This window comes from Myxococcus sp. MxC21-1, assembly GCF_032612255.1.
GTDB lineage: Bacteria > Myxococcota > Myxococcia > Myxococcales > Myxococcaceae > Myxococcus > Myxococcus virescens.
Genome location: NZ_CP123278.1, coordinates 6,725,446 through 6,752,035, shown reverse-complemented (window position 1 = coordinate 6,752,035; position 26,590 = coordinate 6,725,446). Strand labels below are relative to the sequence as shown.

Genomic DNA, 26,590 nt, shown 5'->3' with positions numbered 1-26,590 from the left:
CGTGCAGCCTGCCTCCGGACCACGGAAGTTCCCCCTGGAACGGCCTGAGCCGTCCTCGCGCCGCCGTGCGTATCCCATGACTCCAGGGGGATGGGTAGTCCCCCTGTGCCTTCACCTGAGTCAGGGGGACGCGGTGTGCTTGGACAGCACCTCGCCGTCCGGCGACATCTCGTAGACGAGCGGCACCCCGGTGGCCAGCTCCAGCCCCACCACCTGCTCCCCCGTGAGGTGGTCCAGCTTCATCACCAGGGAACGGTTGGAGTTGCCGTGGGCCACCACCAGCACGTTCTTCCCCAGGCGCAGGTCCCCGGCGATGGCGCGCTCATAGAACGGCAACACGCGCTCCGCCGTCATCTCCAGGGACTCGCCGTTGGGGGGCGGCACATTGAAGGAGCGGCGCCACGCCTTGATTTGCGCGTCCCCCCAGCGCTTCGCGGCGTCCGCCTTGTTGAGCCCCTGCAGGTCGCCGTAGTTGCGCTCGTTGAGGGCGGCGTCCCGGATGGTGGGGACCTGCTGTCCCAACGCGTCCAGGAGGATGGACAGCGTCTCCTGCGCCCGGATGAGCGCTGACGTATAGGCGACGTCGAACTTCATCCCTTTCAGCGCCTCCGCCGCGCGCCGGGCCTCCTGGCGCCCCTGGTCGGTGAGGGGGACGTCGACGAGGCCGGTGAAGCGGTTCTCTTGATTCCACAGCGACTGACCGTGTCGGACCAGGACGAGGGTAGGCATGGCCTCCAGGTAATCCCGAAGCCCTGGGGCGGCCAGGGGTGTACGCGTCCACCCGGGGCCGGGCGTTCCAGGCTCCACAGTCTCGCGCTCCGTTCAGGCTGCTTTCTCACGCGGTGCCCCTGGTGGAGCCGGGGCCCATCGCACTAGAGGGAGCGGAGGAGGAGACACCATGGCTCGCAAGGTCGCCGCATCCGCTGATTCCGCTCTGAGCATCACCCTGGCCCGCGCCCGTGCGCACTGGCTGCGGACGCAGGGGCTCGCGGAGCCGCTGAAGGGGAGCCTGGAAGAGGTGGTCGCCGCGACGGGCTGGGTGCGGACGCTGGGCGGCGTGGACGTGTACCTGGCGGTGCGGGCCCGAGTGCCGGGGCTGCGGCGGGCGGACCTGGACGCGGCGGCGGAGGCGTCCCAGCTCCAGGTGATTCCCGCGGTGCGTGGCTGCATCTACGGTGCCTCGCGCCCACGTGCCCCTGGTGATGCGCGTGGCCGAGGAGGCGTACCGCAAGCGGGCCGACCGCGAGCACGAGAAGGTGGGCCTGGACGCGAAGGAGCTGGCGGACGTGGCCGAGGCCGCGTTGGTGGCGCTGCGCAAGGGGCCGCTGTCCACGGACGCGCTGCGCAAGGCGATGCCCGCGGGCGTGGTGCGCAGCCTGGGCGAGGTGGGCAAGAAGGTGGGCCTGTCCTCGACGCTGCCGCCCGCGCTGCGCCACCTGGAGTTCGAGGGCAAGGTGGAGCGCCGCACCGAGGGCGGGCGGCTGGATACGGAGCGCTACCTGTGGCGGCTGACGGCTCGCAACCCCTTCATCGGGGCCAAGGTGCCCGCCGCGGCGGAGGAGCGCAACGCGCGGCTGGCGGCCCTCTTCTTCCGCCAGTTCGGTCCGGCGACGGTGGAGGACTTCGCGGCGTGGTCGGCCTTCTCGCAGAAGGACGCGAAGGCAGCCGTGGCGCGGGCGGGGCTGGTGCCGGTGGCCGTGGAAGGGTACTCGGAGGCGGCCTATGTGCCAGAGGACGTCCTGGCTGCCTTGCGAGAGAAGGTCCCCGTGGCGACGTCCGTGTCCCTGCTGCCCGCGCATGACCTGTATGTCTCGTCGCATGGCGGGCCCGCCTGGGTGACGGACCCCAAGCACCATGGCATCGAGGTTCCGACGTGGGGCTCCGCCAAGGGCGGAACCCTGGGAGCGGCCGCCCACATCTTCGTCCGCCCCGTGCTGGATGCGGAGCGGCTGGTGGGGCTGTGGGAGTTCGACCCGAAGGCGGACGACGTGGTGTTCCACACCTTCGAGCCGCTGGCGCCCAAGCGGCGCAAGGCAGTACAGGCCCTGGCCGAGGACACGGCCACGTTCCTTCGAGAGGACTTCAGCCTCGCGCGCAGCTTCAGCCTGGACAACGAGGACTCCGTGCAGAAGCGCGCGGACTTCGTGAAGTCGCTGGGGAAGTAGGCCGGAGCCTCAGCCCTGGCGCCGCTGCGTGCAGCGGCGCTGCATCTCCTCGGGGGACACGTTCTCGATGTGGGCGTTGAGGGCCCAGCGATGGCTGAATGGCGCTCTCAGGTTCTACTTGGGCTCCGCCTTCACCAGCCGGGTCAGCTCCCGGTCCAGGGCGCCTGCGAACTGCTGGCGGTCCTGCGCCGAGTAGCCGTTCGGGCCTCCAGTCGTCACGCCGCTCTCCCGAAGCTCCTGCATGAAGTTCCGGACGGAGAGCCGCTCGGCGACGTTCTCCTCGGTGAAGACCTCTCCGCGCGGGTCCAGCACCACGACGCCCTTGGGTACGAGCAGCGCGGCGAGCGGAATGTCCTGGGTGATGGCCAGGTCCCCCGGCTGCGCCTGCTGGGCGATGTGCTGGTCCGCGACGTCGAGCCCCGCGCCCACCTGCACGCTGGAGACATAGGCCAGCCGGGGCAGGGAAAGCGCGTGGTTGGCCACGAAGACGGAGTGAACCTTCACGCGCTGGCCAGCACGCAGGATGATGTCCCGGACGGGGCCCGGGCAGGCATCGGCATCGACCCAGATTTTCATACGGGCACGACTATCTCAGGATTCGCGCGCGGACTCACCCACGGCGCGCCGAGCGCCCGCGCCTGCCGGCCCAAGGCCCAGCGCGGGCTCCACGCCGGCGTGGTGGCTGCTCCCGGTGCGCACGGCCGTTCCGTCGGTGCCCAGGACCAGCAGGTCCTCTCCCTGTGACAGCGTCTCCAACTGGGCGACAGGGATGCCTTGCACGCTGGTGGGGACGAACGGCCCGGGATCGGGGACAAACCGTGAAAGGCAATCCCTTGCGGTTGTCGTGACGCGACGCGTAGCCCAGGATGGAAGACATCGGCTGGGGACTTTGCGGAAGGACTGGCGGTTGCATCTATGATGACGCCCATGCGTCTACTTTCAATGCGTGTCGTCATTCCAATCATTGCCATCGCCATGCTCACCTCGGCTTGCGGTACCGACGCCACGGGGGAATGCCAAGGCACCCTCCTGGGCACCCGTGTGAAATGGCCCATCGATGGTGAAATGTCCCGGTGGATCCGCAATGGCTCCGGCGGGAATGGGCAGCACGGCACCTGGATTGACCTGAGCTACGACCCCAAGAGCACCGCGGGCATGACGAGGTTCGGCGTGGACATCCGGCTCGTGAATGGGGCGGTCGTCAGCGGCGGGCCGGTGACGGTGGCGTTGTCCAACGAGGACGGGCAGCGGCTGGTGCCGGCGGCGGACTCGCTGGTGGTGGACTGGCTCGCCAGCGTGGCGACACACTCGACGACGGGCTTTCCCGAAACGACGGGCGTGCCGGTGGCGGGCTCGGTGACCCTGGACGCGGTGAATGATGACCTGGCCGCGGGCCGCTTCGTCTATCGTTACAGGGATGGCAGTGAGCTGACCTGCACCTTCAACGTGCCGTCGCCGGAGCGGGCCGCTGGCTTCTTGGACGGGGACTATGAAGACGATGATGATGACGATTGAACCCTGCTCATGAATTGCGTGCTCGCTCGTGGTGTGTGTTGTAGAACGAGCGCATGAACAAGAACACGGGTGGCTGCTTTTGCGGAGCGGTGCGGTATGAGGTGAGCGCGCCGCTGACGGCGGTGACGTACTGTCATTGCTCGAAGTGCCGCAAATGGCATGGGCACGTCGGGGCCTACGCTGCCGTGGACCGGGATGGCTTCCGGCTCACGGAGGAGCACGGCCTCAAATGGCACACCGTCTCGCCCACGGTGCGGCGCGGCTTCTGTGTCGAGTGCGGTTCCAGTGTGCTGTTCGATGAAGCGCCTTCCGCGAAGATGTCGATTTGCGCCGGGACGTTGGAGTCGCCCACCGGCATTCGCGAGAAGGCGCACATCTACCTGGGCAGCAAGGGGGACTACTACGACATCACTCCGGGCCTCGTGGAGTACGACACCTTCCCTGGGAAGTGAGCACCCGCTTGCTCTCGCCCCGGCGCTGTGAGGCTCAGGGGGCTCCGGCCGCCGCGTCGATGGCGTCCAGGGCCTCCACCCGCAAGCGCTCCTCCGGGGTGAAGGAGTCGAACAGCAGCCGCTGCACGGCGGCCTGACGCGCGGCGGGGTTCGGCTCGGACTGGCCCAGCGCCTCCCGGCGGGAGCGGAACTCCGCCAGCCGCCGCTTCCACTCGGCCTCCTCGCGGTCCATGGCCTCCAGCCGCGCGGTGGCCTCCGCGCCCACGGTGGCCAGCCGGTGCTGGCGCAGGTCCTCGGCCGACGCACCGGATTCCACCAGCTCGCGCTCCACCGCCTGCTGCCGCAGGGGCGCAGCGCCTCGTCGCGGCTGGCGCGGTATTCCGCGGGGAGTTGTTCATCCAGCGCGGCGATGCGGCGCTCGCGCTCCTCGGGCGACAGCGTGGTGTCCTGCTGGAGCTTCATCCGCTCCACTGACACCGCGTCCACCCGCTCCTCGTCACCGAAGAGTCCCTCCGCCCAGGGGCCCATGTGCTCGCGGCGCAGCTCGCGCAGGGACTCCAGCCGCGCGCCCACGTCCAGCTCCGCGCCCCGTTGGTTCGCCGCGAAGGTGCGCGCCGCGTCGCGATACGCCAGGTAGTCATCCAGCACGCGCACGGCTTCCTCCAGCGCCGCGGCTGGCAGATTCTTGGCCCGCAGCGAGGCGAGGATGCGCTCGCGGATGACGGGCAGCCCTTCCTCGCCCATCGCGGAAAGGTAGTAGTCGAACAGGCGCCGCAGGTCCGCCGACACCACCAGGTGACCCGATGCATCCACCTGCGCCGAGCCATCCTCCTCCGTGTCCTGGAGCGAGCCCGGCATGGGGGGCAGGGTGGGCGTGGCGGACGTGGGCGACGCGGTGAGCACGGCACGTTGCGGCACCGGTGTACCCACGCGCGGCACGGAGGGCATCGGCGGTGAGACAGCGGCGACAGCGGGCCCGGGCGGCGTGGGCGTCGCCCGGGCCTTCCACCATGAGAACACGCCCGCACCCAGCAGGGCGCACAGCGCGGCTACGGGAATGACGGCGCGGCGCTTCATGGCGGTCCTTCGCGCGCGGCCGTCTAGAGGCCGAGCCCCTTCAGGCGGTTGGCATGGTTGCGGAACACCGTCTTCGGGTTGGTGAAGAAGGCGGTGAGGCCCAGCACCTGGTTCACCTCGTCCAGGTGGTTCATGTCGTAGTTGTCACGCAGCACCGTGCCGAAGTGCGAGCTGCACTTGCCGACCAGGCCGTCGTTCGCCTCGCTGTAGAAGAACGAGCTCAGCTTCATCGGGTAGTCGGACGCGTCGAACAGGTTGGTGAAGGGGTCCGTGCCGGACCAGGAGTAATAGCGCTGGCCCTGCGTGCCCGTCGCGGCGCCCTGGCCACAGCTGCTGGAGGGGATGCCCGCCGGGTACTTCTGGTTGAACGCCGCCGTGCCGGACTTGCTGAGCGCCGCCAGCGCGCCAATGGCGTCCTGCGGGTTCGTCTTCCCCGACAGCAGCCCCAGGACGGTGCCCAGGTTGTTGGCGAAATAGGCCAGCACGCTCTCCGTGAAGGAGCCGCCCCGGAGGTTGGCGCGCAGGTAGTCCGCCAGGTCCGCGCCCTTGTGCGGAGAGCCCACCGTCGTCACGGACGCCACCAGGTCCGGGCGCACCGCCGCCACGTAGCGCACGTCCAGGCCGCCGTGGCTGTGGCCAATGAGGTTCACCTTGCCCTTGCCCGAGCGCGCGACGATGTCCTTCACCTGCGCCAGCAGCGCCTCGCCACGCTGCTCCGTGGTGTTGAACTGCGGAACGCTCGTCACGTACACCGTCGCCCCGCCCGCGCGCAGGTCGGAGCCGATGCCGTAGAAGTAGTCGTAGACGCCAAACAGTGAGTCGAAGCCCGCCATGCCGTGCGCCAGCACGATGGGATAGCGGGTCTGCGTTTGGGTACTCGCGAGCGCGGGTTGCGCCCACAAGCCAAGTGCCGCGACAGCCAGAACCAGTGTCCGGACAGCGTTTCGCATGAGGAGGGGCTCCTGTTCGGGGGGCGGGTCCACTGCGGATTGACCCGCGAATCAACGCGTAGGCCAATCACAGACCAGAATCAAGGCGCCTCCTGCATTATCGGCAAACCGGGCGAGGCCAGTTGTCGCATGCTCTTGCTGTGTTGCGTTAAGTACTCACGGCGCAGTGCGTTGAGCGGAGCCGGGGCTGCGCGAGCGCATCAAGGCGGCGCGGACCGCGCGCAAGAAGACGCTCCGGCGCTGGCGTTCGAAGGGCCTACGCCTCGGGCTGTGTGGATGGATTGCCCGCGGGCGGGAGGAAGCCCGCTTCGTAGTCCGCGAGCAGCTCCGGGAAGACAATGCACTTCTGCGTTTCGGGATACACGCCGGTGGAGTAGCGGATGGCGGCATAGCCGAAGATTTCCGTGAACAGCGCCAGCTTCGCCTCCGCAGGGGCCCGGCGGACGTGGTCATGGAAGGCGAGCACTTCTCCCTCCAGTGAGAAGGGCCGCGCGTACATGGCATGGGGGATCACGTCATGGACGATGCGGAAGACGCAGTTCTCCTCCGGCGTCCACAAGGGATGCTCGCAGTGCTCGGTGTTGATTTCGAGCTGTCCCCGCTCCAGGTCCGCGACGATGTCCTCCGGGCCTGCGTACACGGTGCGCGTCGAATAGCGGATGGACAGGCAGGGCCGGACGGCTTCGTAGACGTCGAAGGCGTGGGCCAGCAGGGCTCGCCAGGAGCCGCTGCATCCCTCATCAAGGTGCCGGGCGTCGGCCGCATAGGCATCCGTCACCCGGGTGGCGAACGCCAGCAGCGCGGCGGGTTGGAATGCGCGTGGCGCTGGGTCCGCATAGGCGGTGAGCGGAAAGCGTGAGTCAATGCGCTGGCGTAATTCGTTCAGCAACGTCATGGAACGACCCCCATGATGGCCATTGGAGCGCGCGGCCAACCTCTCCGTCAACAGCGCATCCTTCCCCGAATGGGCTTGTTCGCTGCGCCTCGTCCCTTGTGGAGAAGTGTGTGGGGTCGTTAGAACGGCGAGGCTTCCAGGTCTCACTTCCACCCAGGGCGTCTCTCTCATGTCGAGCACTTCCTCCGCCGCCTCCCCGGCCTCCACGCAGTCCGCCCCTGCCGCCAAGGGATGGATGCTCTGGCTGGGACGCATCTTCACCGGGCTCGTCGTCGCCACGCTGGCCTTCAGCGCGTCGAAAAAGCTGGGTCAGTCACCCGAAGTCATCCAGGGATTCGAGAAGTCTGGCTACCCTGGCTCGGTGTTGCTGGCCATTGGAATCACCGAGCTCCTCTGCATGGTGCTCTACGCGGTGCCGCGGACGGCCGTCTTGGGCGCCATCCTCGTTACGGGCTACCTTGGCGGCGCCACCTCGACGCACGTGCGTCTGTCCGAGCCGTTCATCGCCCCCATCCTCGTGGGCGTTTTCGCCTGGGCGGGACTCTTTCTGCGGGACGCACGTCTCCGGGCCTTGCTGCCCCTGCGCCGCTCGCCCTGAGCACGCGCCACGCCGCGCCCGACGAGGGAAAGACAATCGCGTGGGGCGGACTCCCCCCGGCATCGGGCGCCGAACCTATGCCTCCGTCGGGAGGAGGCGGGAAAGCAGCTCGAGCCCTGGGGCTTGCAGGGGGATGCGCCCACGGAGCGCGGAGAAGAAGGACCAGCCATGGTTCGCCAGCAGCACCACGCCCGCGTCCGCTCCAGCGGCGAAGCCCATGAAGCTGGTGTAGCCCCGGATGACGGAGGCGCGCCACACCACCGGCTGACCGCGCACCTGCGTCACGCTCCACCCGAGCCCCATCTTCCCAGGGTTCGCCTCCGCGCGCGGCACATGGGTCAGCTGCAGGGCACGCACGACGCCCGCGTCGCCCCGTCCGAGGTTCGCATCGAGGAAGCGGAGCAGGTCGGGGGCGGTGGAGTAGGCGGCGCCAGCTCCCGGCAGTGCGGGGAAGGTCCATTGGGGGATGGGTTTGCCTCGCGCCGTGTGGCCGGGCGTCAGGCGCGGCTCCTGTTCCTCGGACAGGCGCAGCGTGGTGTCGGCCATGCCCAGGGGCTTGAAGAGCAGGTCCCTCAACGCGTGTCCGTAGTTGAGCCCCGCACGCCGGGAGAGCGCGTGGCCCAGCACACCCATGCCCAGGATGGAGGGCGCATAGCGGCGCGGCGGCGGCCATTCCGGCTGATAGGTCTGGAGGAATTCTCCGAAGTGTCTCGCGTCGTAATGGCCGAAAGGGTCCTCCATCGTCTGGGCGTTCTGCTCCAGGTTGGGAGGCAGGTGGGGCATTCCCGAGGTGTGTGTCGCCAGTTGCTCCAGGGTGATGCGGCCCGCCGTGGCATCCGCGAGCAGCGACCGGGGAATCACCTCGGACAGGGGCGTGTCGAGCCGTGCCTTGCCCTGGTCCACGAGCAACGCGAGGAGGGCCCCCGTGAAGACCGGGGTCAGCTCGCCCAGCGCGAAGAGGGCGTTTTCAGAGGGCGGCGCGCCTTTGCTCCGCAGCGCTTCGACGTGATGCACGCCTCCCTGGGTGATGCCGGCGCAGAGGGACGCCGTGCGATAACCGCGCACGTAGGCACGAGTGGCATCCTGGAGCAATTCACCGGGGGGCGGCTTCGGCACGGAACGCATGGCGGGCCTTCTACACCATGTGTCCGGAGCGGCCAGGGAGGGCCGGCGTCGGGGTGTCCGCGCCTTGCTGTCACACGCCTGCACGGGAATTGACGGAATGTCATTCGTCCGCCGCGCCGGAGCCGACCAAGTGCGCGGAATCTTGGGAATGAAGCGTTGGAACGGCATGTGTAATGGCCTCCTGGCAACAGGAGGTCCACGCCATGCCCGTTTGCCGTCCGCCCGTTTCCCCTGGGTTTTCCGCCACGCGTCACTTCGTCGAGCGCAGCTCGCTTCGGCAGCTTCGCGACGATGTGCTCGACTTCATCCTGGAGTTTGGCATCCGGACCCGGGCGACGGGCATGACGCACGTCACGGTGCTGGAGCGGGAGCTGCCGTGGGCCTGGCGGAACCTGGATGTGGCACGGCAGGCGCGTGGATGGATTGTCCTGCTCAATGACGAGGAGCGCCTCATCACCTGCTACCGGCGCGGCGATGCGAACCGCTTCATCCGCCGCAAGCCCAAGCACCGCATGTCCGGTGTCCAGCTCCAGGGCCTCTGAGCGGGAGGCGCTCACGCCGCGCGCAGCAGCAGGAACATCAGCATCGCCAGCAGCGCGGCGACGCCCACGACCAAAGGGCCCAGCGGCGCACGCTGGGTCAGCAGTCGCCGCGCGGAGATGGCGCTGTCGGGGCGGTCCTGGATGGCTTCCGAGAGCAGGCCTTTCAGCAACCGGCGCAGGTGCCGGGGCACGCCCTGGGGAAGTGGCTGCGTCTCCGGCATGCCTCCCGTGAGCGCCTCGTGCAGGACGCGCCCCAGCGCATGCAGGTCCGACTGCGGGACGGCGCGGCCCCACTGTCGTTGCTCGGGGGCCTGGTAGCCATGGGCACCGGGAGGCACGAGCGACAGGCCGAAGTTCGTCAGCATCGCGCCGTCCTTCGCGAGCAGGATGTTCTGGGGCCGCACGTCTCCGTGGACAAGCCCTGTTTCGTGCGCGGCGCCGAGCGCATCGAGCAGCCGCAGCGCCAGTTGCTCCACCTCTTGGAAGGGCAGTGCGTTCACCCGGTCCAGTCTCGTCTCCAGGTCGGCCGCAATCACGGGCTCCAGGGCGTACCAGCAGTGGCCGCGCTCCTCGCCCACCGCCAGGACGCGGACGATGCCTGGGTGGCGGAGGCTCCGCAGTGTCTCCGCCTCCCGGTGGAAGCGCGCTCGCGCCTCCGCATCCGCTGCCACCGAGGAAGACATCACCTTCACCACGCACGGACCCACATGGCCTTCCGCTGCGTACAGCCAGCCCGTGGCGTCGGTGTCCAGGCGGGAGTTCAACTGGAAGCCCGCCAGGGATTCACCCGTGAGGTCCGGCTCCTGCGGTGTGCCTCGCGTCTGCGCGCCGTGCGTGAGGTCCGCACCGCAGGCGGCGCAGGTGTGTCGCGGGCCTGCCTCGGCGCCAGGGTGGGGCGTATGACATGTGGGGCAGGTCGGATTCACGGGGCCGGGCCGGGTCGATTCTTCGCCATCTTCCGGGCCGTCCTCGTCGTCCGCAAGCCATGCTCCCGTGTGGCGTGGCGGGGACGGCGCCCAAGGCCGTTGACTCGCCCCTCGCGTTGAGGGACGGGAAGCGCATGGCACAGCAGAAGGTTCAGGTTCCTCGTGAGGCCGCCGGTGAGCGGCTCGACCGCTTCCTGTCGAAGCAGGTCCCAGGCATCAACCTGGAGCGGGCTCGTGCCCTGATTGATGCGGGAGCGGTTCGCATCCGAGGCAAGAAGTGCCAGCCCACGCGCAAGCTGTGGGGCGGCGAGGAGATTGAGCTCGAAAGGCCCGAGCCTCGCGCCGCGCCGGTGGCCTCTTCTGAAGGGCCGGTGCTGCCAGTGCTTCATGACGATGCGGCCCTGGTCATCGTGAACAAGCCTCCGGGTATCGTGGTGGAGCCGGAAGGGCGCGCGGCCTCCGTGGTGGGGTTGCTCGCCGCGCAGCGGCCGCCCTTCGATGTGGAGGGCCTGGCCCAGCCCGGGGTGGTGCACCGCCTGGACCGGGAGACGAGTGGCTGTCTGGCCTTCGCACGCACGGATACGGCCGCCGCCGCGCTTCTGCGCTCCTTCCAGGAGAAGCGCGTGGACAAGCGCTACTGGACGCTGGTGCTGGGGCAGCCGCCGTCGCAGGGTCGTCTGGAGGGGCCCTATTCCAGAGATCCGGCGGACCCTCGGCGCTTCACCACCCGCGTGCCCTCCGCGCGTCGTGCGGCGCTCTCCTTCGAGGTTCGCGAGCGCTTCGCGGATGCCGCGTTGCTGGAGGTCGACCTGGACACGGGCCGCACGCATCAGGTTCGCGTGCAGCTCTCCGAGGCCGGGTTCCCCGTGCTGGCGGATTCTCTCTACGGTCCGCCGGAGGCACGCGCGCATGCCGCGGCGCGGACACTGGGGCGGCAGGCGCTGCATGCCTTCACCTTGGAGCTTCCGAGCCCTGCTACGGGTCAGCCCGTCCGTGTCGAGGCGCCATTGCCCGAGGACTTCCAGCGCGCTCTCACGGTGCTGCGGGGTGGGTGAGCGCGGTCGTCCTTAGAAGCGCACCTGGAGCAACAGGTTGCCACCCACCATGTCCGGCGAATCCCAGACGTGTTGGCGATGTCACGCCACGCGCCCCGGGAGTTACTTCTTGGGGCGCTTGAGGAGCGCCGCGCACGGGTCCTCCATGGGCATCGCCGGCGTGAACCAGACATAGTCGAAGGGCAGGGATTGCGTGCCGAAAGAGGCCGCGTAGTCCGCCGGCGCGGCCAGCTTCGGGTCGACCTCCAGCAATCCCACGGAGCGCACGTCCTGGCCGGGCGCACGGGCCGCGAGCTGCGCGGGAACGCCCCGGTCCGTCCGTGCATGGCCGTTGCCGGTGATGAGCACGCCGCCCTGGCCGGTGTCCGCGTTCGACAGCCGGTCCGCCGGTGCGCGTCCCGGGCACGCTGGGCCTGCACCATGGGGCCGAGCATCTCCTGGGGTAGATGACCGCAATGCGCTTCGTCCTGCTCCTGGCGCATCGCCTGCTCCACCGGCTCAGGCAGCGGCGTGTCCAGCGACAGGCGCTGGCGCAGTTCGGGGGCCAGTGCCTCCGGGCCGCGCATCACCAAATCCCTCACCTGCGAGCGCGGCAGGTTGGCGGCGATGATGGGAAGCCCCGCCTCCAGCCCGGCCGCGAACACGGGCCGATACAGGGCCCAGTCCGGCCAGCCACTGCCCGCCCAGTTGACCGCGAGCGCGAGCGCCTCCGCGTCCCGCGGGGCCTGGGCCAGTGACGCGTCCACCGCCGCTTGTTGCCCCACGTCGAGCATCTCGAAGGCCAGCGCGGGCTTCCGGCCTCCTCGGTCAGGGCCTGGACGAGCCACGCCTGGAGCTGGTGGTGGTCGGGCTGGTCATGCCGCTCTCCCAGCACCACGAAGCGGGCCTGGGCGAGCGAGCGGCGCAGGGTGTTCGCGTCCACGAAGCGGGCCGCCTTCACGTCCCAGATGCGGCCCGTGAGCGGATGCTCTCGGAGCAGAGGAGAGGACCACTCGTTGGGAAGCGGCGCCTGGACGCCAGGCTGCTCCACGGCGGAATCAGGACGCGTGGCGCTGGCGCGCGAGCAGGCGGTGGCGACCAGCAGGACGGAGGCGATGAGGAGCGTGCGCATCACGCGCGCCATTCATCCACAAGGCAGGCCTCGTGGACCACTCCCGGGTTGGCGAGGTGGTGGACCGGTGACAACCGCTGGCGCGAGGGCGCCCCGGGAGGGACCCGCCGGGATGGAGAGGGCGCCGTGACGGATGCGTTTCCCTCCCCACCGGGCGGATTGTTGCGTCACCGCGCGCGCCTGAGGTTGCCGCCTGTCGAACCAGAGGGGAGCAACGTATGCATCAGGGGAAGTGGAAGCCCGTGCGAGTGGCGCGGTGGAGCAGCATGTTGCTGGGAGTGATGCTGTCCGCCTGCGGTATGCCCTTGGACGACGCGCCTGAAGGCGTGCCGGAGGCGGTCTGGGAGGCGTTGGACGGGCGGGCCGGACCGTCCGAGATGGGAAGGAACATCGGGAAGCGTCCGCCCACGGGGCGTCCGGGAGAAGGCGTGGCCTTTGATGGAAAACAGTTCCTGGTCGTCTGGCAGGACGAACGCGAGGGGGGCGTCTTCGGCGCGCGGGTGACACCCAAGGGGAAGGTGCTGGACCCGGGGGGCTTTCCCATCAACGCGGGCAGCGGGTTGGATGGCGGGCAGCCTCGAGTGGCCTGGGACGGAAAGTTCTTCCTGGTCACCTGGGTCAGCGCTTCCGGTCTGGTTGCCGCCCATGTGGAGCGCGACGGAGATGTGCGCCGCCGGTTCGTCGTCTTCGGCTCCGATGAAGTGGGAGGGCCTCCAGGCATCGCCTGCGCGCACGAGTTGTGCCTGCTCGCCTTCCCCTTCATCGGGGATGTGGAGAGCATCATCAACGCCATCCGTGTGACGTCCGACGGAGACGTGTCCGAGCGCACGCAGCTCTCCGTCTCCGCCTCCAACATGGCCATCAAGCCGGCCGTTGCCTGGGATGGCAAGCAGTTCCTGGTCGTCTGGAGTGACGAGCGTGGTGGGACCCTCACGCCGGACCTCTTTGGGAACCGGGTGACGAAAGACGGCATCCGGCTGGATGGGGCTGGCGGTGTCCCGCTCGTCGTCCGTGAGGGCGCTCAAACCGTCCCTGACGTGACGTGGACGGGCAACCACTTCTTCGTCGTGTGGCAGGACGACAAGAACGGCACCGCCGATGTCTACGGCGCCCGTTTCCGAAAGAACCTCGCGTTGGACGGGCCCGCGGCCTTCGGAATCGCCACGGGCGCGGACGAGCAGACGGCGCCTCGGGTGGCCCCCAGTGGCAACAAGTCGCTCGTCGTCTGGGATGCCACCCGGCAGGGTATCCACCGCGTGCGCGGTGTCCGGGTGGGGGACAACGGAAGCATCCTGGGCTCGAGCTTCACCATCTCCACGGGGGACTTCCAGCAGGAGATCGCGCCCGCCGTGGCGGCCGGAGACCACAAGTTCCTCGTCACCTACGCGGGCACGACGACAGGCACGGACGAATTCGGCCCGCACGAAATCCTGGCGACCCGGGTGACGCACGATGACACGGTGAAGGACAGGCCGGCGCTGCGCCTCACGCGCCCGTGGGGCCACAAGCCTCCGGTCGCCGCCGCGCGGGGCACCGATGCCTATCTGGCGGTCTGGAGTGAGAATCTCTCCGGCACGCCGGGCATGCTGGCCGCTCGGGTGAGCCTGGATGGACAGTTGCTCGATGTGCCCGTCGTGTTGCCCGCCGGGGCGACGTCACGCGCGCCCGTGGTGGTGTGGGACGGGGCGGCCTGGTTCGTGGCGTGGGAAGAGGGCACCGCTGACGCCACGGGATTCCAGGGGGCGCGCGTGAGTGGAGCGGGCCCGGCGCTGGAGGTGAGCCGCCTGTCCCATTCCACGCTGCTTCCTTTGGAGATGCTGGCGCCGTCCGCCGAGCGCTGACGGCGCGCCTCCCAGCCAGGCGGGCACTCCGCCTGGCCCGGGACGGTCCTGCTACTTCGAGTCCACCACGACGACCATCCACCGGTCCGTGGCGTGGTCGATGCGGATGTTGGCGGCGCCGGCCTCCTGGAACTGCTGGATGATGCCCTCCAGGAAGGTGAGGTGCTCCTTGGGCGCGTCCACGAAGATGTTCTTCGGGCCGTTGCCCTTCGCCTTGGCCTTCTTGGCGGGGGCGCCGGCCGCGCCGTTGATGGCCTCGGGAGCCGCGGCGGCGGCCTTCAGGCGGGCGGCGGCGTCGTCCACCGTCGCCTCGGTCTCCTCGGCCTCGGGCTCGGGCTCCACTTCCGGGGCGGGGGCGGGCGCGGCGGCGGCGGCCGACGCGGCTTCGTCCTCGGCCTGCTCGCGGAGCTGGTTGAACGTCTTCATGTTGATGGTGCCGCCAAACTTATCCTTGAAGGACTCCAGCGCCTCCTTGCTGCTGATGTCCGGCTGCTGGCGGAAGAGCTCGAGCAGAAACGCGTGGCGCTCCTGGGTCTGCTCCTGGGTTGTCCTTGCCATCGTCTTCGTGCTCCTGGGTGTGTCGCGATGTCGCGAAAGGCGGCGCACCCTATCCGGAGCCGTGTAGCGCCGCAAAGGGGGCCTGGGCCTCCCCTTCGCGGGCATGACTCGCATGCCGAGCCACACGCGCTGGACGTATGGTCTCAGTGCCGGGGCGGCGGCGGCGCGCTGTGGTCGCAGTGCAGCAGCGACGGCGGGTCGAAGCAGGTGAAGCGCTGGTTGTCGAGCCGGCACACGCCGTCCGGCGTGTTGGCGCACTGCACCTCGGTGCGCGTAGCCTTGCAGTCATAGCCGCAGGCCATGTCCTCGGAGGCGTTGAGGCAGCGGGGCGCGGGCGTCTCCGCGCCGTACTGGTGGATGACGGCGTCCGGCGGGTCCCAACAGGTCAGCTTGTTGAAGTTCGTGGAGCAGACGCCGTAGGGCGTCCGGTTGCAGGCCACCTCGCCGTTGAACTGACGGCAGTTGTAGCCGCAGGCCACCTGGCCCCGGCTCTCCTTGCACTCCGGCTTCGCGCTCGTGGTGGGCGGGTGCTGGATGGCGACCAGGGGCGGGTCCCAACAGTGCACGCCTCCCACCAGGACCTCACAGATGCCGTAGGGCGTCCGGGCACAGGCTGTCTGTGTTCCGGTCGTCTTGCACTGGTAGCCGCACACCGAGCGTCCCTGGGAGAACACGCACTGCGGAGGCGGGGGGCGGACCACGGGCTGTTCCGAGGTCGCCACGGGAGCCGTGGCGAGCCACAACGCGGAGAGGAGGCTGAGCATGGTGGGAGGCCCGACGAAAATCGCGGCGGTTTATTCAAACCGCGCGTTCGGGCTCCCAGGTCCCAGGGCGCTCAGCGGGCGCGAGGCCCACCGGGACGGCGCGCCCGGGGACGGGCGGTTCCATTCGGTCCGGACCGGGGCGTGGCCTCATGACGCGGCGCGGATGCACCTGCGCCGGTGTCGCGCTCGGCACGCTGCCGGCGCGCGGCCTCCCCGGGCGACTCCGGCGGGACGAGCGCATGGGGCCCGCGGCCGATGAGGTCCTCGCGGCCGGCCAGCTTCAGCGCCTCTCGCGCCAGCGGCCACTGCTCCGGGTTCCAATAGAGCAGCAGCGCCTTCTGGAGCCGCTTCTCGCGCAGGCCCTGGGCCGTGTAGACGGGCTCCATCTTCAGCGGGTCCAGGCCCGTGAAGTACATGGCGGTGGCCATGGCCATGGGGGTGGGGATGAAGTCCTGCACCTGCCGGGGCCGCTTGCCGTTCTGCTTCAGCCATAGCGCCAGCTCCACCATGTCCTCCAGCGTGGAGCCCGGGTGGCCGCTGATGAAGTAGGGAATGTCGTACTGTTCCTTGCCGGCCTCTTCGCTGGCGCACGCGAACATCTGCTGGAAGCGCTCGAAGCTCTCGATGCCGGGCTTCTTCATCTTCTCCAGCACGCGTGGGGATACGTGCTCCGGCGCCACGGACAGCTGCCCACCCACGTGATGCGCGGCCAGCTCCTTCACGTACTCCGGCGAGCGCTCCGCCAGGTCGTACCGCACGCCGCTGGCGATGAAGACGTGCTTGACGCCGTCCTCCTTGCGCACGTCCTGCATGAGGCTGATGAGGGGGCCGTGGTCCGTCTGGAGGTTCTCACACACGCCCGGGTGGACGCAGGACAGCTTGCGGCACCGCTTCTCGATGTCCTCGCTCTTGCACTTGAGCTTGTACATGTTGGCGGTGGGGCCCCCCAGGTCGGTGATGGTGCCCCGGAAGTCGCCCATGCGGCGCAGGGCGCGGACCTCGCGCAGCACGCTCTCCGCGGAGCGGCTCTGGATGACGCGGCCCTCGTGCTCGGTGATGGAGCAGAAGGTGCATCCGCCGAAGCACCCGCGCATGAGGACGATGGAGTGCTTCACCGTCTCGTAGGCGGGGATGCGCTCCCGGTACATCGGGTGCGGCACGCGGTTGAAGGGCAGGTCATACAGCTCGTCCATGGCCACGGACTTGCCTTCGGCACCCGCGGTGCCCACGCCGTCCTCCAGCGGGAGCGCGGGCGAGTTCATGTAGATGGCGCGGTTGCCGTGGCGCTGCGCCAGCGGACGCGCGTTGCCCGGGTTGGTCTCCATCTGGAAGTCGCGGCTCATCACCGCGAAGGCGTGCTTGTCCTCGATGACCTGCTCGTAGGACGGCAGCACCACCGTCTTGCGGTCCGCGGCGCGCCTGGCCGGGTCCGCCTCCAGGGCGCGCATCTCCTCGTCGTTGATGGTGTACGCGGTGCCGCGCACGTCGCGGATGTCCTGGATGCGCTCACCCTGGCGCATGCGGTCCGCGACTTCCATGATGGGGCGCTCGCCCATGCCGAAGACGAGCAGGTCCGCCTTGGCGTCGAAGAGGATGGAGCGGCGCACCTTCTCGCTCCAGTAGTCGAAGTGGGCGATGCGGCGGAGGCTGGCCTCGATGCCACCCAGGATGATGGGGACGTCGGGGTAGGCCTCACGGCAGCGCTGCGCGTAGACGATGGTGGCCCGGTCCGGCCGGCAGTTCGTCTGCCCGCCGGGGCTGTACTGGTCCTCCGAGCGGTTCTTCTTCTGGGCCGTCAGCCGGTTGAGCATCGAGTCCAGGTTGCCCGCGGCCACGCCGAAGAACAGGCGCGGCGGCCCCAGCGCCTTGAAGGGCTCGGCCGAGTGCCAGTCCGGCTGGGGGAGGAGGCCCACCTTGAAGCCGCGACCTTCCAGGAAGCGCGCGATGAGCACCGGCCCGAAGGCTGGGTGGTCCACGTACGCGTCCCCCGTCACGATGATGATGTCGCACTGCTCCCAGCCGCGCGCCTGCATGTCGGCACGGGTGGTAGGCAGGAAGGGATGGGCGTAGCGCGTCGAATGGGCCATGTCGGTGAGGGGCGGGGGGCTTCCACCCAGAACATCGGGAGGACGCGGAAGCAAGCCCGGCTGGAGAGGGTGTACACCGGGGCGGCCTGCCTTCCTACCCACCGCGCATGCACCCTGGGTGTGGCGCATTGACGGCGATCCAAGCCTCCCCTACCTTGGCCGGCCTCTTACATGTGGCGACCTGTTCGGGTGGGCAGGTCATGAAGTGTAGGCTTCGCGAGTGTTCGCCATGGCAGCCGCAGCGTCTTCTCCAGCCCTGCCGGATGTAACGGCCCCGCGTGGCACCGGTGGCCCAGGGCCGGTGCGCGGCGAGGTGTGGAGGCCGCGCGTCCGATGATGCGGGGGCCGGAGGCGGGACGTGCGGGCGAGGCGGCCGAGCCCGGAGACGGGGGCTCGCAGGCGCCTGCGTCCACGCGCGAGCTGCATGTCGAATACGACGATGCGCCGCCACCCGAAGCCGCTCCGCCCCGGCGGGTGGGGGCAGTGCCGCGCTGGCGCAACACGTTCCAGGCCCCCGAGCCGCCACGTGAGGAGGACGTGGCGCTGCGGCGCACCGAGAACGCGGTGCGGGTGGAGCCGCCCCAGGCCCCCGCGCCCACCGAGGCGAAGGCGGACGTGGCCCGGGCGCCGAATCCGTTGCTGCTCGTCTCGCGGATGGCGCGGGGCCGGGAAGGCGGAGAGGACGTTCCGTCGCGTGATGTCTCCGCGCCAGAGGACGTCAGCCCCGCCGAGCGCGAGGCGATGCGCGCCGCGGTGGCCACCGGGAAGCGCCGCGAGCTCTGGGCTCCGCCCGCGTATCTGCCGGAGGACCTGCGGGAGGCGCTGTTGTCCGAGCGCAGCCAGTACCGCGCGCAGCTGTTGCAGGACGTGCGCGAGGTCAGCCTCCAGGGACCAGGGGTGCTGTCGCTCATCCCGCGTCCGGCGGCGGATCCGGACTGGTCGGGAGGTTCGGTGCTCGGCTTCCTGGGGGAGGAGTGCGTCTTTGGCGGAGACGTCGTCCACCTGGACTTCGAATCGGGGCGGGTGTTCGCCGCGCCCAGCCACGGTGATGACGTGGACCGCCGCGCGCTGTCCGCGGACCGCTGGTGCTATCGGCCCTACGACTTCGCCGAGGCCCTGTGCGCGGCGGCCTCCGCGTACGAAGAGCGGCAGGACGCCCTCGCCGAGTCCCTGCGCCGCGCCTGTGGGGAGGCGCCTCCGGCCACGCTGACGCCTCAGGACGAGGCCCTGATTCCGGCCGACCGGCTGTGGCGCCAGCCCTGGGGCTGCATCTGGGGACCTCCCGGTACGGGCAAGACGACGGCGGTGGCGGACCTCATCGCGCGGGCGCTGCGCGCCTTCCCGGGCGAGCGCATCCTCGCGGTGGCGCCCACCAACCGCGCCGCGGACGAGCTGGTCCTCCGCGTCAGCGCGCTGCTGGAGCGCGAGCCCATTCCGCTGCGGCCCCTGGCGCGCAGCATCTTCCGTGGCGGCACCGGCGCGAGCGAGGCGCTGGTGAAGCTGCCCACCGTCATGCTGGAGGACACCAAGGGCGGCAAGCTGCGCGCCAGCATCGAGGAGCGGGAGCGGGAACTCATCCTCCAGCGGGTGCGAGGCGGCCCCGCCCATGAGCTGGCCAAGCTCCAGGCGGAGCTGCGCGGACTGCGCGGCAAGGTGAAGGACCCCACGCTCAAGGAAGTGGAGAAGGGGGACTGCCCGCTGGTGGTGGTCACCGTACACCGCGCGTTGCGCCTGGTGTCGGAGCTGGAGGGAAAGCGGCACTTCGCGCGGCTGGTGGTGGACGAGGCCGGCATGGTGACTCGCGCGGCCACCGCGTTGATGGGGCCGCTGGCGGAGCGGGTGACGCTGGCGGGAGACCCGAAGCAGATTGGCCCCGTGAGCCGCGCCGCGGAGGGCGCGGGCAAGGGCACGCAGAAGTGGCTTCGCGGCAGCGGGCTGTCGCACCTGGAAGACGCGGTGAAGGACGCGGCGCGCGCGGATGTGTTGTTGCTGCGCACCCAGCACCGCATGCACCCGGACATCGCGAAGGTGGTGAGCCACTTCTGCTATGGCGGCGCGCTGGAGGATGGCGACGTCGTCAAGCGGCGCGCGGAGCGGCCCGCTCCGGTGGCCGCGTTCCCCTCGGTGCGCGCGGGCTGGGTGGTGCTGGACGGCCTCACGCGAGATTCAAAGCGCCTCACGCACGGCCGCGGGGAGACGGGCTCCGGCTATCAGCGCGAGCTGTCCGCCAACCTCGCCGTGTCCCTGGCGCGCGAGGCGGTGCGCTCTGGCCTCAGCGTCTTGTGTGTCACGCCCTACCGCGCGCAGGCCGCGCTGCTGCGCCGGCTGGGCAATGCCGCGGGCCTGCGCGGGGACGTCTTCAGCGCGTCCACCATCCATCGCCAGCAGGGCACCCAGTACGACGTGGTGCTGGTGGACACCGTCGCCGGAGGCAGGCCCTTTCCGCCGCACACGCTGGTGCCCATGCTCAACGTGGCCGCCAGCCGCGCGAAGGACTATCTGCTGGTGCTGGCCTCCCGCGACGAGGCGCGCGCCGCCACCATTCCTCAGCGCTTCCTGTCTCTGCTGCCGCGTCTTCGTGTGCACCCCGGTGAGCCGCTGCGCCTGGAGCCATTGCCCATGCCGCAGCGTGCGCCGCCCCGCCACCCCGCCGGTGCCAGTGGACCTGGGCGCGGAAATCTCGGGCGCGCGGCCCGGCAAGCCCTCTTCACGCACGAGCAGGTGTCCTCTTCGAGCGCCGCTTCGACGACGGGCACCACCTGGTGCGCGGCGTGGCGGGCAGCGGCAAGACGTACGTGCTGGCGCACTGGGTGGCGCGCTACCTGCTGGAGCACTCCGAGGCGCAGGTGCTGGTGTCCTTCTTCAACCGCGCGCTGGCCCCGCTGGTGGACAAGTTGTTGGTGGAGGCGCTGGCCCAGCGCGCGGGCCGCCTGCGGGTTCGTGAGCTGCGCGCACGGGTGACGGTGCGGCACGTGGGGGCGCTGCGCCGCCATGCCCCCGCCTCCTTCGATGGCGTCTTCGTCGACGAGGCCCAGGACATGGACGCCAAGGCGCTGGCCATGCTCCACACGCTGGTGCGTCCGGACACGTTGCCGGACGGGCGCGAGGTGCGCTGCTTCCAGCTCTTCATGGACGACTCGCAGAACGTCTACGGCCAGGTGCCCATCGACGCGCTCAAGGAGCAACTACCCGAGGGGCTGTCGTTCCGTGGCCGCACCCGCGTTCTCAAGGAGACGTTCCGCGCCACCCGGGACATCCTCGACGTCGCCTTCAACGTGGTGCTGGACCCGCTGCGCCAGCACGCCGCGGCCGAGCCCGGCATGCGCGAATACATGAAGGTGGGCGAGCTGGCGCGCGAGGGGCTCGTCTGGCTTCCGGAGGAGACGCTGGAGGGCCTCTTCCGCGTGCAGTCCACCGAGCGCGGCGGCGTGCTGCCTCAGGTGCGCGGCTTCGCTTCCAGTGCCAGCGAGGCGCGGCAGGTGGCTCGCGAGGTGGCCCGCCTCATCCGCGAGGAGGGCGTCCACCCCAGTGACATCCTCGTGGTGGCCCCCGTCATGCCCTCCCAGTACACGGAGGCGCTCAAGCGCGCGGGCGTGCCCGCGGAGGCCTACGGAGGCAAGGGCGGGCGCAACGTGACGGACTTCCGCGTCAGCGGCGTGGACCACGTGCGCGCCACCACGGTGTTCTCCTGCAAGGGGCACGAATGCCCCATCGTCTTCTTCGCGGGCCTGGATGCGCTGGACACCGCGGAGCAGTGGATGGCTGGTGCCCGCGAGCGCTCTGCCCGGGAGAACGAGCGCATCCGCCGCGCCATGTTCTACGTGGGCGCGACGCGCGCGATGAAACGGCAGTACCTCACCGGTGTGAAGGGCGCGCGCTTCCTTCGCGTGGCCGCCACCTACGTGGAGACACTGAGCGGGCTCGTGCCGGCGGCTCCAGCCCCCGAGGGAGCCTCGGGGGCGGACGCGCGGTAGTTCGCTGGCCGGGTTCCACGCGCGCAGCGTGGGCGGGTGCAGCGACGCGGGCGCCAGCACGTCCGTCACGATGAGCCGCTGGGCGTTCGCTTGGGACGGCGGCGTATCGGGCAGGCCGCCCACCCGGTCGGACCAGGCGATTTCGGGCGGCAGCAGCCCCGCGCGCCCCTGCACCGGCGGCCGCGCGAGGACGTCCACGCTGGGGCAGGCGCGAAGGGCCTTCCTCACCGCGTCGGTTACCAGGCCTTCGACGCCTTCCTCCGGCGCCCTCCTTCCCGTGTCGTGGTGGACCAGGAGGCGCCCCTCCGCGTCCCGGGCAACGACGAAGGTCCGCTCGTCATCCACCGCGACGCCCAACACGTACCGCTCCGGTGCGGGCATGGCGTGCTCTTCGGCGAAGAGCGCCAGCCCCTTCGCCCGTCCGGCCCGCGTCGAGGATGAGTGACGTGTAGCTGTAGACGCGGGCCTTGTGCGCGCTCACGCTCGCTGCCGGCAGCCTGGAGGCGTCGGCCAGCGCCTGCCGTGACAGCGCCTACCCTCTGTGCGCGACCTGCTCCAGGTAGAAGCGTCCCTCGATGTGGCGCAGCAGCGCGAGGTCCTGCGCGCCCGAATCGCGCAGCGCCCCCAGGCCCTGCTCCAGCACCCGCGCGTCCTCCGGCTTGCGGAAGGGCATGCGGGCCAGGTCGGCCAGCCGCGCCATGGAGGGCTTCTGACTGCACTGGATGGCCCGGTCGAGCAGCTCCCGGGCACCCGCGATATCCAGCGCGCGGTGGTGCGCGAGCGCCCGGACCGCACGATGCGTTGTCAGGCAGGGGGCGCCGATGTGCGGCGGGCTGCGTCGCTGTCAGGCGTCGCTCGCGCCTGGGCGGAGGGCGTTGACGGTTTCCAGGGTGGGCATCGGCACCTCCAGCCGGAGCCGCTGGGGGCCACCGACGTCCGCCATGAAGGACAGGCGCCCGCCGTAGCGCTTGAGCAATCCGCCCACCACCTTGAGGCGGTCGTCGGCCAGCAGGCCCGCGAAGCGCTCGATGAGCGCAACGGCCTGGTCCGCCGGGAAGGACGGGTCGGCCACCTGCACCTTGAGCACCATGGACGCGGCGGACATGCCCACCTCCGCGTTCACGCCGTCCGGCGCTTCCCGGAAGGGGGCGTAGAGGCACGCCATCGTCTCGCGGTGCCGCAGCAGGCCCTTGAGGTACGTCACCAGCTCCGCGTCGTCCCAGGGCTTGCTGATGAACCGGCAGATTTCGCCCTCGTTCACGGAGGCCACCACGGACTTGAAGTCCGCATAGCCGGAGATGATGAGGCGCAGGGCCAGCGGATGGCTGCGTTTGATGCGCTGGAGCAGCTCGCTGCCCGTCATTCCTGGCATCCGGAAATCCGTCAGGACGATGTCCGGGCTGAACCCTTCCAGCCGCTCCAGCGCCTCGTTGCCGTTGAAGGCAATCTGGACCTCGAATCCCTCTCGCTTCAACAGACGCTGCAGCGCGCGTGCGATGGGCTGCTCATCGTCGACCACCAGAACCTTGAACGCATCCATGACAACGTCGCTCCTCGGGCGCGCACTCTAGACCGGGCACCTACGGAAAATCCCAGCGTCTGGAAAATGAATGCCGGGTCATGCTCGCACCTGCGACAGGGTGGGTGGGATTGCTTCATCCCATTGCACCCGGGGTTCATTTCAACGTCAGCAATGCACCCACGGCCATGAGCGTCACGCCCACACCCATCCGCCAGGTGAGGGGTTCGTGGAGGATGAGGAACGCCAGCAGGAGGGTGAGCGGCAGGCTGAGCTTGTCCAGGGGCGCCACGCGGGAGGCGGGCCCGAGCTGGAGCGCGCGGAAGTAGGCCAGCCACGACAGGCCCGTGGCCACGCCGGACAGCACCAGGAAGAGGAGTGTCTTGCGGCTGATGGAGGGCAGGGCGTGATGCTCCCCGCGCGCCAGGGAGATGCTCCAGGCGAACACCAGAATCACGACAGTGCGGATGGCGGTGGCGAGCGTGGAGGGAATACCTTCCACGCCCATCTTCGCCAGCACCGCCGTCAGTGCCGCGAAGCCCGCGGAGAGCAGTGCATAGACCCACCACGGCATCGAAATCCCCAGGTTCCGGAGCCGGCGGAATGCCACTCAGGGTCATCGGCCTACCAGTGCGGGGCGGCGCTGTCAGGAGCGACTGGCGGTGGGGCGGCTCCTGGCATATGGCGGGGGGCCTCGCACACGCCAGAAGGAGCCCGTCACTGTCCCAGGCAATCAGGCCTTCATTCCTCCTGCCCTCCGTGCTGGCGCTGCTGGCGTTGCTGAGCGCGTGTGGCGCGGAACAGGACTCGGGACTGGCGCGGGTGCGCCGCACGGGGGAGCTTCGTTGGGGTGCGGATGCCCAGGGTGGAGAGCCCTACGCCATGGAGGACCCGGACGCACCGGGGGGCATGCGAGGCTTCGAGGTGGAATTGGCGGAAGCCCTGGCGCGTGAGCTGGGGGTTCGGGCCCGGTTCGTCCAGAACGACTGGTCCAGCCTGGTCCCCTCGTTGGAGCGTGGCTCGTTCGACGTGGCGCTCAACGGCCTCGAAGTCACGCCGTCGCGCTCCGGGCGCATCCTCTTCACGCGGCCCTACTACGTCTTCCACCTGCGCTTGCTGGCGCGGCGGGACGATGCGGCCGTTACCGGGCTGGATGCGCTGAAGGGCCAGCGGGTGGGGACGCTGGCCAACTCCCTGGCGTGGGACCTGCTCCAGCGCAGCGGCGTGGAGGCGGTTCCCTACGAAGGCGTGGAGGAGCCCTACATCGACCTGGAGCAGGGGCGGGTGCGCGCCGTGTTGATGGACGACATCATCGCGCAGCGCTACGGGCAGCCACGTCCAGGGCTCCGGGTGGTGGGCGACGTGGGGAAAGGCTACTACGCCATCGCCGTGCGGCCCGGTGAGGAGGACCTGCGGGAGGCGCTGGACACGGCGCTGGGGAACATCGCTCGCTCGGGCGAGCTGCGCGCCATCTTCCAGCGCTGGGGCATCGACAACGCCGAGCAGCAGCGCATGGTCGACTGGACGGATGCGCAGACCCGCGAGGTGCTGGCGCCCACGCAGACGGCGCGCATGGGCTGGGGACAGCTGGTGCTGTTCCTCCAGGCCGCGGGCGTGACGCTGCTGGTGTCCGTGGGCGCCATGGTGCTGGCCATCCCCCTGGGCGTGGGGCTGGCGCTGACGCGGCTGTACGGGCCTGGCTGGGCGGCCCGGCTGTCCACGGCCTATGTGGAATTGTTTCGCGGCACGCCGGTGCTGCTTCAGCTCTACGTCCTCTACTACGGGTTGGCCGGAGTGCTCCGGTTGGACCCCATCAGCGCGGCCATCCTCGGGCTGGGCCTGAACTACGCGGCCTACGAGTCGGAGGTCTACCGGGCGGGCGTGCTGGCCGTGCCGCGAGGGCAGCTGGAGGCGGCGATGGCACTGGGCATGCCCCTGCGGCTGGCGCTGCGGCGGGTCATCCTCCCCCAGGCCTTCCGCGTGGCGCTGCCGGGCGTGGCGAACGACTTCATCGCGCTGCTCAAGGACAGCTCCTTGGTATCCGTCATCTCCGTGGTGGAGCTCACGAAGCGGATGACGATTACCGCGGTGGATGTTCGAAGCTGGCTGATACCTGGCGCGTTGTGCGCATTGATGTACCTGGCAATGAGCTATCCCTTGTCCCGGCTGGCGAGGCACCTGGAAGCGAGGCTGGAGCGCGGATGATTGAAGTCGAGAAGCTGAGCAAGCGCTACGAGGGGCGGCCGGTGCTGGAGGGCATCAACGCCGTCTTCTCCCCGGGCGAGGTGACGGCGTTGGTGGGCCCCTCCGGTGGGGGCAAGAGCACGCTGCTGCGGTGCCTCAACGGACTGGAGTCCTTCGACGGGGGCGTGGTGCGCGTGGGGCCGGACACGCTGGCTCCGGGCGATGTCCGCGCGCAGGGAGAGAAGGTGCGCCGCATCCGCCGCCGCGTCGGCTTTGTCTTCCAGCAGTGGCACCTGTTCGCGCATCGCACGGCGTTGGGCAATGTGACGGAGGCCCCCATGCACGTGAAGGGCGTGGGGCGGCAAGAGGCCAACGAGCGGGGCCGGGCGTTGTTGGCGAAGGTCGGCCTGTCCCACCGCGAGGACGCGTACCCCTCCGAGCTCTCCGGCGGCGAGCAGCAGCGGGTGGCCATTGCCCGGGCCCTGGCCATGGAACCGGAGGTGCTGCTGATGGACGAGCCCACCAGCGCGTTGGATCCGGAGCGGGTGGGGGCGCTGATTGACCTGTTGGAGCAACTGCTCTCGGACGGCCTCACCCTGGTGGCGGTGACCCACGAGATGCGCTTCGCGTACGAGCTGGCCTCGCGCGTGTTGGTGCTGCACGGCGGGCACATCATCGAAGAGGGCCCGCCCGCCCGGGTGCTCGCCAATCCGCACCATGAGCGCACGCGCGCCTTCCTGGGCCTGGGCCGCGTCCCCGCGCTGCGCACGATGGGGGCCTGAGCGCCTCACTGGCATCGCGGCCTGCCCGCCGGGCATGCTGACGGACGGGCCGGGCAGAACCGGCGCACTGGCGGTGTTCCTCGCCGCGTCCCGCGAAGGAGAGGCATGCGTCGAGAGGTCCAGTGGATGGAGTGGGGGCAGGGGCGAGGGCCTCGGGTGCTGCTGCTGCCCGGACTGGGCGCGCGTGGCTCCGGCTTCCAGGCGCTGGCCCACCAGTTATTGCCCTGGGCCCGTCCCATCCTGGTGGAGTACCCCGAAGGTGAGGCGGCCGCGTGCGGCGCGGGCGCCTTGGCGCGGCAGGTGCTGCGGGCCGTGGGAGATGTGGACGCGGTGGTGGCCAGCTCCTTCGGAGGCATGGTGGCCGCGCACCGGCGGCGGCTGGCGCGGCGCGAGGCGTGGCCTTCCTGGGCGCCTTTACCCGCACCGAGCACCTGGGCGTGCGCGGGCTCGTCATTGGCATGATGGGCCCC

At 70.0% G+C, this 26,590-nt stretch carries 25 protein-coding genes and 3 pseudogenes; 12 read left to right on the top strand and 16 right to left on the bottom strand.

What is annotated here, in order from left to right; genetic code table 11:
- Positions 1-120: 120 nt before the first annotated feature.
- Complete coding sequence (locus tag QEG98_RS29930) at positions 121-729, bottom strand: 2,3-bisphosphoglycerate-dependent phosphoglycerate mutase (protein ID WP_316563750.1); 609 nt, start codon at positions 727-729, stop codon at positions 121-123.
- Between the two features lie 431 nt (positions 730-1,160).
- Here QEG98_RS29930 and QEG98_RS29925 point away from each other — a divergent pair, with 431 nt between their 5' ends.
- Positions 1,161-2,165, top strand: a complete 1,005-nt coding sequence (locus QEG98_RS29925; protein ID WP_316563749.1) for a DNA glycosylase AlkZ-like family protein — start codon at positions 1,161-1,163, stop codon at positions 2,163-2,165.
- Positions 2,166-2,279: 114 nt separating this feature from the next.
- Here the strand turns inward: QEG98_RS29925 and QEG98_RS29920 are convergent, their stop codons facing one another.
- Both QEG98_RS29920 and QEG98_RS29915 read right to left on the bottom strand, forming a co-directional pair.
- Positions 2,280-2,741 (bottom strand): YaiI/YqxD family protein, encoded by a 462-nt coding sequence (locus QEG98_RS29920; RefSeq protein ID WP_316563748.1) that lies wholly within the window; start codon positions 2,739-2,741, stop codon positions 2,280-2,282.
- 15 nt (positions 2,742-2,756) lie between these two features.
- Positions 2,757-2,945, bottom strand: coding sequence for a hypothetical protein (locus QEG98_RS29915; protein WP_316563747.1), 189 nt, complete (start codon positions 2,943-2,945; stop codon positions 2,757-2,759).
- A gap of 285 nt (positions 2,946-3,230) precedes the next feature.
- Here QEG98_RS29915 and QEG98_RS29910 point away from each other — a divergent pair, with 285 nt between their 5' ends.
- On the top strand, positions 3,231-3,680 hold the full coding sequence (locus QEG98_RS29910) for a hypothetical protein (RefSeq protein WP_244171724.1): 450 nt from the start codon (positions 3,231-3,233) through the stop codon (positions 3,678-3,680).
- A 53-nt stretch (positions 3,681-3,733) separates the two neighbouring features.
- Positions 3,734-4,132: a GFA family protein gene (locus tag QEG98_RS29905; protein ID WP_090490125.1), complete on the top strand. Its 399-nt coding sequence runs from the start codon at positions 3,734-3,736 to the stop codon at positions 4,130-4,132.
- A 34-nt stretch (positions 4,133-4,166) separates the two neighbouring features.
- Here the strand turns inward: QEG98_RS29905 and QEG98_RS29900 are convergent.
- From QEG98_RS29900 to QEG98_RS29890, 3 genes and pseudogenes are all read right to left on the bottom strand, one after another.
- Positions 4,167-4,876: pseudogene (locus QEG98_RS29900) on the bottom strand (lipase secretion chaperone).
- A 356-nt stretch (positions 4,877-5,232) separates the two neighbouring features.
- On the bottom strand, positions 5,233-6,159 hold the full coding sequence (locus tag QEG98_RS29895) for a triacylglycerol lipase (protein WP_316563746.1): 927 nt from the start codon (positions 6,157-6,159) through the stop codon (positions 5,233-5,235).
- Between the two features lie 256 nt (positions 6,160-6,415).
- Positions 6,416-7,054: a hypothetical protein gene (locus QEG98_RS29890; RefSeq protein ID WP_090490436.1), complete on the bottom strand. Its 639-nt coding sequence runs from the start codon at positions 7,052-7,054 to the stop codon at positions 6,416-6,418.
- 235 nt (positions 7,055-7,289) lie between these two features.
- Here QEG98_RS29890 and QEG98_RS29885 point away from each other — a divergent pair, with 235 nt between their 5' ends.
- Positions 7,290-7,652: a DoxX family protein gene (locus tag QEG98_RS29885; protein ID WP_316567988.1), complete on the top strand. Its 363-nt coding sequence runs from the start codon at positions 7,290-7,292 to the stop codon at positions 7,650-7,652.
- 75 nt (positions 7,653-7,727) lie between these two features.
- Here the strand turns inward: QEG98_RS29885 and QEG98_RS29880 are convergent, their stop codons facing one another.
- On the bottom strand, positions 7,728-8,777 hold the full coding sequence (locus QEG98_RS29880; RefSeq protein WP_316563745.1) for a serine hydrolase domain-containing protein: 1,050 nt from the start codon (positions 8,775-8,777) through the stop codon (positions 7,728-7,730).
- Positions 8,778-8,950: 173 nt separating this feature from the next.
- Here QEG98_RS29880 and QEG98_RS29875 point away from each other — a divergent pair, with 173 nt between their 5' ends.
- Positions 8,951-9,319 carry a hypothetical protein gene (locus QEG98_RS29875; protein WP_090490120.1) on the top strand — a complete coding sequence of 123 codons (369 nt, stop codon included), beginning with the start codon at positions 8,951-8,953 and terminating at the stop codon, positions 9,317-9,319.
- A gap of 11 nt (positions 9,320-9,330) precedes the next feature.
- Here QEG98_RS29875 and QEG98_RS29870 read toward each other — a convergent pair whose 3' ends face one another.
- Positions 9,331-10,245, bottom strand: a complete 915-nt coding sequence (locus tag QEG98_RS29870) for a serine/threonine-protein kinase (RefSeq protein WP_316563744.1) — start codon at positions 10,243-10,245, stop codon at positions 9,331-9,333.
- Between the two features lie 134 nt (positions 10,246-10,379).
- Here QEG98_RS29870 and QEG98_RS29865 point away from each other — a divergent pair, with 134 nt between their 5' ends.
- Positions 10,380-11,300 carry an RluA family pseudouridine synthase gene (locus QEG98_RS29865; protein ID WP_316563743.1) on the top strand — a complete coding sequence of 307 codons (921 nt, stop codon included), beginning with the start codon at positions 10,380-10,382 and terminating at the stop codon, positions 11,298-11,300.
- On the opposite strand, the gene QEG98_RS29860 is transcribed toward QEG98_RS29865, so the two are convergent.
- Together QEG98_RS29860 and QEG98_RS29855 are read right to left on the bottom strand one after the other, a co-directional pair.
- Positions 11,228-12,073 (bottom strand): ChaN family lipoprotein, encoded by an 846-nt coding sequence (locus QEG98_RS29860; protein ID WP_316563742.1) that lies wholly within the window; start codon positions 12,071-12,073, stop codon positions 11,228-11,230. The genes QEG98_RS29865 and QEG98_RS29860 overlap by 73 nt on opposite strands.
- Positions 12,074-12,147: 74 nt before the next feature.
- A pseudogene (locus QEG98_RS29855) lies at positions 12,148-12,411 on the bottom strand (hypothetical protein); the annotation flags it as partial.
- Between the two features lie 218 nt (positions 12,412-12,629).
- Here QEG98_RS29855 and QEG98_RS29850 point away from each other — a divergent pair.
- Positions 12,630-14,252, top strand: coding sequence for a hypothetical protein (locus tag QEG98_RS29850; RefSeq protein ID WP_316563741.1), 1,623 nt, complete (start codon positions 12,630-12,632; stop codon positions 14,250-14,252).
- Between the two features lie 51 nt (positions 14,253-14,303).
- On the opposite strand, the gene QEG98_RS29845 is transcribed toward QEG98_RS29850, so the two are convergent.
- The 3 genes from QEG98_RS29845 to QEG98_RS29835 form a co-directional block, all read right to left on the bottom strand.
- Entirely contained in the window at positions 14,304-14,810 is a 507-nt protein-coding gene (locus tag QEG98_RS29845) for a hypothetical protein (RefSeq protein WP_316563740.1), read from the bottom strand.
- Between the two features lie 143 nt (positions 14,811-14,953).
- On the bottom strand, positions 14,954-15,574 hold the full coding sequence (locus QEG98_RS29840) for a hypothetical protein (RefSeq protein ID WP_316563739.1): 621 nt from the start codon (positions 15,572-15,574) through the stop codon (positions 14,954-14,956).
- 71 nt (positions 15,575-15,645) lie between these two features.
- Positions 15,646-17,661, bottom strand: a complete 2,016-nt coding sequence (locus QEG98_RS29835) for a YgiQ family radical SAM protein (protein WP_316563738.1) — start codon at positions 17,659-17,661, stop codon at positions 15,646-15,648.
- A gap of 333 nt (positions 17,662-17,994) precedes the next feature.
- Between QEG98_RS29835 and QEG98_RS42305 the strand changes: the two are divergent.
- Positions 17,995-21,635: pseudogene (locus QEG98_RS42305) on the top strand (AAA family ATPase).
- 277 nt (positions 21,636-21,912) lie between these two features.
- Positions 21,913-22,080, top strand: coding sequence for a hypothetical protein (locus tag QEG98_RS29820; protein WP_316563736.1), 168 nt, complete (start codon positions 21,913-21,915; stop codon positions 22,078-22,080).
- Between the two features lie 87 nt (positions 22,081-22,167).
- Here QEG98_RS29820 and QEG98_RS29815 read toward each other — a convergent pair whose 3' ends face one another.
- The 3 genes from QEG98_RS29815 to QEG98_RS29805 form a co-directional block, all read right to left on the bottom strand.
- Positions 22,168-22,335, bottom strand: a complete 168-nt coding sequence (locus QEG98_RS29815; protein WP_316563735.1) for a hypothetical protein — start codon at positions 22,333-22,335, stop codon at positions 22,168-22,170.
- 144 nt (positions 22,336-22,479) lie between these two features.
- Entirely contained in the window at positions 22,480-23,175 is a 696-nt protein-coding gene (locus QEG98_RS29810) for a response regulator (RefSeq protein WP_090490112.1), read from the bottom strand.
- 136 nt (positions 23,176-23,311) lie between these two features.
- Positions 23,312-23,728: an EamA family transporter gene (locus QEG98_RS29805; protein ID WP_141591168.1), complete on the bottom strand. Its 417-nt coding sequence runs from the start codon at positions 23,726-23,728 to the stop codon at positions 23,312-23,314.
- Between the two features lie 185 nt (positions 23,729-23,913).
- Here QEG98_RS29805 and QEG98_RS29800 point away from each other — a divergent pair, with 185 nt between their 5' ends.
- The 3 genes from QEG98_RS29800 to QEG98_RS29790 all read left to right on the top strand — a co-directional run bounded on the left by QEG98_RS29800 (position 23,914) and on the right by QEG98_RS29790 (position 26,582).
- The gene (locus tag QEG98_RS29800; protein WP_316563734.1) at positions 23,914-25,359 is read left to right on the top strand and encodes an ABC transporter substrate-binding protein/permease; all 1,446 of its coding nucleotides are present in this window, start codon (positions 23,914-23,916) and stop codon (positions 25,357-25,359) included.
- A complete protein-coding gene (locus tag QEG98_RS29795) occupies positions 25,356-26,120 on the top strand; it encodes an amino acid ABC transporter ATP-binding protein (protein WP_316563733.1) in 765 nt (254 codons plus the stop codon). Before QEG98_RS29800 ends, QEG98_RS29795 begins: the two co-directional genes overlap by 4 nt.
- 105 nt (positions 26,121-26,225) lie before the next feature.
- Positions 26,226-26,582, top strand: coding sequence for a hypothetical protein (locus QEG98_RS29790; protein ID WP_316563732.1), 357 nt, complete (start codon positions 26,226-26,228; stop codon positions 26,580-26,582).
- Positions 26,583-26,590 lie beyond the last annotated feature (8 nt).

Excerpts from the sequence above, each read along its gene's own strand:
- QEG98_RS29885 (WP_316567988.1), top strand. The coding sequence starts at position 7,290 with ATGCTCTGGCTGGGACGCATCTTCACCGGGCTCGTCGTCGCCACGCTG.
- QEG98_RS29835 (WP_316563738.1), bottom strand. The coding sequence starts at position 17,661 with ATGGCCCATTCGACGCGCTACGCCCATCCCTTCCTGCCTACCACCCGT.
- QEG98_RS29845 (WP_316563740.1), bottom strand. The coding sequence starts at position 14,810 with ATGGCAAGGACAACCCAGGAGCAGACCCAGGAGCGCCACGCGTTTCTG.
- QEG98_RS29850 (WP_316563741.1), top strand. The coding sequence starts at position 12,630 with ATGCATCAGGGGAAGTGGAAGCCCGTGCGAGTGGCGCGGTGGAGCAGC.
- QEG98_RS29815 (WP_316563735.1), bottom strand. The coding sequence starts at position 22,335 with ATGGCGCGGCTGGCCGACCTGGCCCGCATGCCCTTCCGCAAGCCGGAG.
- QEG98_RS29795 (WP_316563733.1), top strand. The coding sequence starts at position 25,356 with ATGATTGAAGTCGAGAAGCTGAGCAAGCGCTACGAGGGGCGGCCGGTG.
- QEG98_RS29920 (WP_316563748.1), bottom strand. The coding sequence starts at position 2,741 with ATGAAAATCTGGGTCGATGCCGATGCCTGCCCGGGCCCCGTCCGGGAC.
- QEG98_RS29865 (WP_316563743.1), top strand. The coding sequence starts at position 10,380 with ATGGCACAGCAGAAGGTTCAGGTTCCTCGTGAGGCCGCCGGTGAGCGG.
- QEG98_RS29880 (WP_316563745.1), bottom strand. The coding sequence starts at position 8,777 with ATGCGTTCCGTGCCGAAGCCGCCCCCCGGTGAATTGCTCCAGGATGCC.
- QEG98_RS29805 (WP_141591168.1), bottom strand. The coding sequence starts at position 23,728 with ATGCCGTGGTGGGTCTATGCACTGCTCTCCGCGGGCTTCGCGGCACTG.
- QEG98_RS29930 (WP_316563750.1), bottom strand. The coding sequence starts at position 729 with ATGCCTACCCTCGTCCTGGTCCGACACGGTCAGTCGCTGTGGAATCAA.
- QEG98_RS29840 (WP_316563739.1), bottom strand. The coding sequence starts at position 15,574 with ATGCTCAGCCTCCTCTCCGCGTTGTGGCTCGCCACGGCTCCCGTGGCG.
- QEG98_RS29860 (WP_316563742.1), bottom strand. The coding sequence starts at position 12,073 with ATGCTCGACGTGGGGCAACAAGCGGCGGTGGACGCGTCACTGGCCCAG.
- QEG98_RS29790 (WP_316563732.1), top strand. The coding sequence starts at position 26,226 with ATGCGTCGAGAGGTCCAGTGGATGGAGTGGGGGCAGGGGCGAGGGCCT.
- QEG98_RS29810 (WP_090490112.1), bottom strand. The coding sequence starts at position 23,175 with ATGGATGCGTTCAAGGTTCTGGTGGTCGACGATGAGCAGCCCATCGCA.
- QEG98_RS29875 (WP_090490120.1), top strand. The coding sequence starts at position 8,951 with ATGGCCTCCTGGCAACAGGAGGTCCACGCCATGCCCGTTTGCCGTCCG.
- QEG98_RS29890 (WP_090490436.1), bottom strand. The coding sequence starts at position 7,054 with ATGACGTTGCTGAACGAATTACGCCAGCGCATTGACTCACGCTTTCCG.
- QEG98_RS29905 (WP_090490125.1), top strand. The coding sequence starts at position 3,734 with ATGAACAAGAACACGGGTGGCTGCTTTTGCGGAGCGGTGCGGTATGAG.
- QEG98_RS29895 (WP_316563746.1), bottom strand. The coding sequence starts at position 6,159 with ATGCGAAACGCTGTCCGGACACTGGTTCTGGCTGTCGCGGCACTTGGC.
- QEG98_RS29910 (WP_244171724.1), top strand. The coding sequence starts at position 3,231 with ATGTCCCGGTGGATCCGCAATGGCTCCGGCGGGAATGGGCAGCACGGC.